General features: G+C 61.9%; 4 protein-coding genes. 3 read left to right on the top strand and 1 reads right to left on the bottom strand.

All coding sequences use genetic code 11. From position 1 onward, the window contains the following. Nucleotides 1–3,829, bottom strand: a 3,829-nt coding sequence (locus DOM45_RS19880; RefSeq protein WP_157958482.1) for an Ig-like domain-containing protein, incomplete at its 3' end; no start/stop codon positions are given. Nucleotides 3,830–4,331: 502 nt separating this feature from the next. Between DOM45_RS19880 and DOM45_RS19875 the strand changes: the two genes are divergently transcribed. From DOM45_RS19875 to DOM45_RS19865, 3 genes are all read left to right on the top strand, one after another. Next, on the top strand, nt 4,332–4,958 hold the full coding sequence (locus tag DOM45_RS19875; protein ID WP_110603443.1) for an NUDIX domain-containing protein: 627 nt from the start codon (nt 4,332–4,334) through the stop codon (nt 4,956–4,958). An 87-nt stretch (nt 4,959–5,045) separates the two neighbouring features. Continuing rightward, nucleotides 5,046–5,492, top strand: a complete 447-nt coding sequence (locus DOM45_RS19870; RefSeq protein ID WP_110603442.1) for a DUF1249 domain-containing protein — start codon at nt 5,046–5,048, stop codon at nt 5,490–5,492. Next, on the top strand, nt 5,492–6,214 hold the full coding sequence (locus DOM45_RS19865) for a metallophosphoesterase (protein WP_110603440.1): 723 nt from the start codon (nt 5,492–5,494) through the stop codon (nt 6,212–6,214). Before DOM45_RS19870 ends, DOM45_RS19865 begins: the two co-directional genes overlap by 1 nt. Nucleotides 6,215–6,400: the final 186 nt, after the last annotated feature.

The following is a 6,400-nucleotide window of genomic DNA, read 5'->3' as shown; positions in this document are numbered from 1 at the left end:
GGGTGGCCAGCGGGGTGGCGTCGGCGGTGGTGTCGAGCTCGATCGTCTCGTTGACCGGCTCGGAAGTGTTGCCAGCGGCATCGGTAGCGACGGCGCTGATGCTGTTGTCGCCTTCGTTGAGCGTGACCGTACCCTCGGCCAGCGTCCAGGTGCCGTCGCCGTTATTGGCAGCAGTATAGTCATCGCCGTTGACCGTGACGGTCACGGTTGCATTCGGGTCGCTGACAGCGCCGCTGAGCGCGGGGCTGGGGTCGTTGATCGGCGCATCCAGGTCATCGACGTTGACGACAGGGGCGGTCTGGTCCACGGAAACAGGGCCAAGCGTAACGAGATCGCTGGTGTTGCCGGCGGCATCGGTCTGGCGAACCTGCACCACGCCATTGTCGTAATCGCCTTCCGGCAGTTCGAAACTGTTGCCGGTGCCGGTGATCCAGCTATCGCCACCGTCGATGGAGTATTCCCAGATGGCACCGTCTTCGATCCCACCGACGTTGACGGTGGCGTCACTGGTGATGCCGTCGCCGTCGTTGAGGCCGGTATCGTTGGCGAGTATCGCGGTCGGCGCATCTGGCGCGGTCAGGTCGGGCGCGGTGGCGTTGGTCGGATAGCTCTCGTTGCCTGCGGCATCGGTGGCCGTCGCCGTGACGCCTTCGCCATTGGTCAGGGCGGGATCGAGTGGCACGCTGTAGCTGCCGTCATCGGGATCGGCAGTGACCGAGCCGATTTCATTGCCGTCGGCATCGGTGACGGTAACGGTCGAGCCGGGTTCGGCGGTACCGGTCACGGAAGCACCGTCCTCGGCGACCGTGACGCTCGGGGCATCCGGCGCAGTCAGATCGGGCGCGGTGGCGCTGGCTGGATCGCTCTCGTTGCCGGCGGCATCGGTGGCCGTCGCCGTGACGCTTTCGCCATTGGTCAGGGCGGGGTCGAGCGGCACGCGATAGCTGCCGTCATCGGGGTCTGCCGTGATCGAGCCGATTTCATTGCCATCGGCATCGGTGATGGTGACGGTCGAGCCGGGTTCGGCGTTACCGGTGACGGCCGTGCCATCATCGGCCACGGTTGCTGTCGGCTCGTCCGGTGGCGTCGTGTCGACATTGAGCGCGTAGGTGTTGCTGGGTTCCGAAACCAGGCCTTTGGGGTCGGTGGAGAGCGCGCGGAACGTCGTCGTACCATCCAGCAGCCGGGCATTGATCCTGAAACTCCAGTTGCCGAAGTTATCGGCCTGGGTCTCGCCGAGCATGGTGTTATCCGCCCACACCTGCACCATGTTGGTGGCTTCGGCGGTGCCCTGAAGCGTAGGGTTGGGGTCGTTGGTGGTGCCGCCGTTATCGACGTTTCCTGTTACCGGCTCCGTCGCGTCGATCGAGGTGATGATGACTGGATCGGAGGGTGGCAGGTTATCTTCCAGGTCGGCGTCGACGGTGGCATTTCCCGGTTCGCTGGCATTGCCGGCAGCGTCCCTGGCGACGGCGGTGAAGGTGCTGCCATCTTCCAATGGGGTTTCCGGTGCAAAGGACCAGTTGCCGTTGCGATCCGCTTCGATGGTCGCGATGGTGTCGCCCTGATCATTCGTGAGCGTGACGCTGCTGCCCGGTTCGGCGCTCCCGGTGAGGATCTCTCCATCGGTCGGATTGACCACGGGCGCTGCGGGAGGCTGGGTATCGACGGTCAGCGTGAATGGGTCACTGGCGTCCGACACATTGCCTGCGCTGTCGGTGGCGGTAGCGGTGAAGTCGTAGTCGCCGTCGTCAAGTGCCTCTGGCGTGAACGACCACTCTCCCGCGGCGTTGGCAATGGTCGTGCCGAGTTCGGTCTCGCCGGAATAGATCGTGACGATGCTGCGCGCTTCGGCTTGGCCCGAGAGGGTCGGTGTCGTGTCGTTGGTGCTGTCGCCGCTGTCGAGATCGCCCGTCTGCGGCGCGGTATCGTCATTGCCCATCGTGATGGTAGGCGTGGCGGGGGGCGTAGTGTCGTTCAGGTCGCCGTCGACGGTGAGGGTGCCGGGTTCGCTGACATTGCCCGCGGCGTCGGTCGCGGTGGCGTTGACCTCGGTGCCGTCGGCCAAGGGAGTATCCGGCCGGAACGACCAGTTGCCGTTAGCGTCCGTCGTGGTCTGACCAATGGCGTTACCGTCTCCGTCAGTCAACGTGATCGCGCTGCCGGGTTCGGCGGTGCCGATCAGTATGCCGCCATCGCTGGGATCGAGGGTCGGTGACCCCGGTGCCGAAGTGTCGACTGTCAGCGCATAGCCATCACTCACGCCGGACACATTGCCGGCGGAGTCCGTGGCGGTGGCGGTGAAAGTGTAATCGCTATCGTCTAGGTCATCGGCGGTGAATGTCCATTCACCTTGCCCGTTGGCCGTGGTGGTCCCGATCGCCTCGCCGTTGGCGTAAAGCGTCAGGGTGCTGCCCGCCTCGGCGCGTCCACTCAGGGTCGGGGTGGTATCGTTGGTACTGGCTTCCCGGTCGACGGATCCGGTCTGGGGGGCGACGTCGTCGTTGACTCCGGCAATCGTCGGTGTGGCCGGGGGCGTGGTGTCGTTCAGGTCGCCGTCGACGATGACGCTACCCGGTTCGCTGACATTCCCCGCGGCGTCGGTCGCGGTGGCGTTGACCTCGGTGCCGTCGGCCAAGGGTGCGTCCGGCTGGAACGACCAGTTGCCGTCGTCGCCCGTCGTGGTCTGGCCAATGGCGTTACCGTCTCCGTCAGTCAACGTGATCGCGCTGCCGGGCTCGGCGGTGCCGGTCAGCGTGGTGCCATCGGTCGGATCGACTATCGGCGCGTCCGGTGCCGAGGCGTCGATGGTGCCGGTCGCCGGCTCGCTGGTATTGCCGGCGGGATCCTGGGCGACGACCTCGATTTCCGTACCGTCGGCCAGCGGCTCGTCGGGCGTGAAGGTCCAGTTGCCCTCGTCGTCGGTGGTGGTCTCGCCGATTGGGTTACCGTCGCCGTCGGTGATGATGATGGTGCTGCCGGGTTCGGCTTCACCGCTGATGGTTTCACCGTTGGAGGGATCGATCGTCGGCGCATCCGGTGCCGTGGCGTCGATGGTGCCGGTCGCCGGCTCGCTGGTATTGCCGGCAGGGTCCTGGGCGACGACCTCGATTTCCGTACCGTCGGGCAACGGCTGGTCGGGCGTGAAGGTCCAGTTGCCCTCGTCGTCGGTGGTGGTCTCGCCGATTGGGTTGCCGTCACCGTCGGTGATGATGATGGTGCTGCCGGGTTCGGCTTCACCGCTGATGGTTTCACCGTTGGAGGGATCGATGGTCGGCGCATCTGGGGGGGTGTCATCGGTCTCGCCGTTTCCGCCATCGGGAGGGACCGTGCCACCATCGTCGTCGCCGCCGCCGCCGCCGCCGCCGCCACCTGCCGAAATTGCTCCGGCTGCCAGTGCACCACCTCCGATGGCGGCCCAACCCAACGGGGTGAGGGAGGCGCCATCGGCACCTTCACCGGCAACAGCCACGGGTTCGAATACGCCGAATTCTCCTTGGGGTAGGTAATCCGCCGCGATGATTCCGTCCCCGGAGGAGGGGGCAAGGTCTGCCCATATCAGTTCCTGGTCGTCACCGGTCAGGTAGAGTTGGCTCGTTGTGGTCGGGTCTGAGCCATAAAAATTTTCGATACGGATGACCTGCCCGTCGGTGGTCCGAACCAGGAGGTCATTGCCGTCACGCTGGAGCTCCTGCACGTCGTCCGGGGAGAGGCTCAGCAACACCTTCCTGGGTTGGTCGAGGGCGATCGTTCCATTGTCTCCAACCGGGGTGGCGGGCGCCGCAGCAACGTCTTCGTTGAGCTGGCTGATTTTCGCTGAAATGGGCATGAGGGCTCTCCCTGCTGAATCACTTGTAAATGCGGAAGCATCAGCTTTTTTAGTCAATATGGACGATTTTTTTGGTTTGTAAGTAGGGATAGGAGAGAAGTTAGTTCATTGCAAAGTGTTAAAAGTGTTGTTTATTGTAATTTTTTGATAATCATTTATTTTGTTTTAAAATCAAACATTTGGTATTAATTAGGTTGTTAATGGTCAGGGCTTGCTTGCAAATCCTAAGTATTTTTTATGTTTTTTCAGTGAGGTTTAAAATAAGCCTTGGTCGCCGTTTTCTCCATGGTTAATTGAGTAAGATATAAATGTTTAGGCGAATGATATTGTGCTCTAACTATCGTTTATTCTTTTCAAAATTTACTTCGGTCATCGTGGGCATCGAAGATGAGCAGGTTTGCCGGAATCTAGAGGGCCTCCTCGCGAGGGGAATCTGTCAACGCCGGTTGGAATCGCTGACGGCTGCCGCAATAATGAGCCTTCAGTTCCAAGGAGCCACCCCATGGGTCACGAGATCGTCCCGCTCAACCGCTTCGGCGCCAAGGATGTCGAACGCATAGAGGATCAGCGGCTCTACACGGGTTTTTTCGATCTCGAGAAGCGTCGCTTGCGTCACCGGAAATTCAATGGCGGATGGAGCGAGGTTCTGGATCGAGAGGTTCACGTTCGCCGCGATGCGGTGGGCGTACTACTCTATGACCCGACTCGAGACGAGGTCGTGCTGGTCGAGCAGATTCGTGCCGGGGCCCTGGATGACGAGACGTCTCCGTGGAAGCTGGAACCGGTGGCGGGTCTGGTCGAGCAGGGAGAGTCCCCTGCCGATGTTGCCCGGCGCGAGGCTCGGGAGGAGGCCGGTTGCGACGTCCGCGAGCTGATCGAGCTCCATCGTTATTACCCCAGTCCCGGGGCGTGCACCGAACGGGTCACCCTGTTTTGTGGTTTGATCGACAGCCGGGACATCGGTGGTGTGCATGGCTTGGAAGACGAACACGAGGATATTCTGGTTCATGTCATGTCGTTCCTGGATGCCTGGGATCGACTGATGGCGGGCCAATTGGACAATGCCATGGCGTTGATTGGCTTTCACTGGCTGGCACGCGAGCGTGCCACGTTGAGAGTCATGGCCTAGCGCGAAGGGCAGTGGCGATGAATTCGGGACAGGGAGAGCTGTCCGCGTTCGCGCCCTTCACAGGTCGTCTGGCGCCAGGAGAACTGCATGAGAAAGACTGCTTACGTTACGGATCTCAAGACGCTCCAGGCCGAGTGCAGCAGCAATTATCTGCGGCTCTGCCGTCTGGTCATGGATATGGAGCCCGGTGAAGTCAAGGAAGTACCGCTCTCGGGGGAGCATGCTCGTTTTGGCACGCTGTGGTTCGAAGTGCTCGAACAGGCGCCCTACACCACGGTCGCTCGGGTGTCCCAGACCGGCGTGCTCGACAGTTTCGTCGACTCTCCGCGGATGACGGTGCATCTCTATCACGATGCCGATATGGCGGAAGTGACCGATTTTCAGCGTCAGCGCCATTTCCAGGGGCGCTACCGTTACCCGAATCCCCAGATGCATCAGCCGGACGAGAAGCTGCAGATCAACCGCTTCCTGGGTGAGTGGTTACAGCACGGGCTGGCGCATGGTCACGCCGCTGACGTGCCGGAAACGCCCTGATGCGGCTGGTCCAGATTACCGACTGCCACCTGCTGGCCGATCCTAAGGGAACTTCGCGCAAAGGGTTGCCGCTGCGGCAACTTGAGGCGGTACTCGAGCGCGTCCGGGCGCTGGGGCCCGATGCGCTGTTGGTTACCGGCGACGTGGCCCAGGACGAGACTTCGGCGGCCTATCGTCACGCCTGCCGGGTGTTTTCGTCCCTGGGATGTCCGTGGTTCTGGATCCCTGGCAATCACGATCAGCCGGAGTTGATGGAAGAGTGCCATCCTTTTCACGAGCAACTCGACCTCGGCAAGTGGCAGGTGCTGCTGTTGAACTCGCGGGTCAGCGGCCAACCCGGTGGGGAACTGGGCCAGGAGCAACTGCAGCGTCTCGCGCTGCAGCTCGAGGCCGACGACCGGCCGGCACTGATTGCCCTGCACCATCCGCCGCTGGATATCGGATCGGTATGGATGGATGCGATCGGGCTGAAGGATCGAGATGCCCTGTGGCAGACACTTTCCCCCTACCCTCAGGTCAGGGCCATGATCTGTGGCCACATCCACCAGGCATTCGCGGCCTGGCAGGACGTCGTGGCCGTCTATGGCTGCCCGTCGACCTCGGATCAGTTCCTGCCGAAGAGCCACGAATTCACGATCGATGAGGCCGCGCGCCCCGGCCTTCGTGTGCTCGAGCTTCGTGGCGAGACGCTGTCGACCTGGGTCGAGCGGGTCGAGCTCTGATCGTTTATAACTAAAAACGCTTTTTGGATCATCTTTGATTCTTTGACGTTATTACCGATGTCTCGCTAGGGTTTGCCTCCCAGGAAGCCCCTATTCTTATTCCGTCCTGCCATCTTCGTGTTGATGGCGACCGTGAGACATCGACCATGACAGCTCCTATCGTCAGCGCTCAACGCCAGACCCATC

This window comes from Salinicola lusitanus (assembly GCF_003206045.1).
GTDB classification, from domain to species: Bacteria; Pseudomonadota; Gammaproteobacteria; order Pseudomonadales; family Halomonadaceae; genus Salinicola; species Salinicola lusitanus.
The sequence above is the reverse complement of the archived record's forward strand: the minus strand, read 5'-3'. Positions and strand labels throughout refer to the sequence as shown.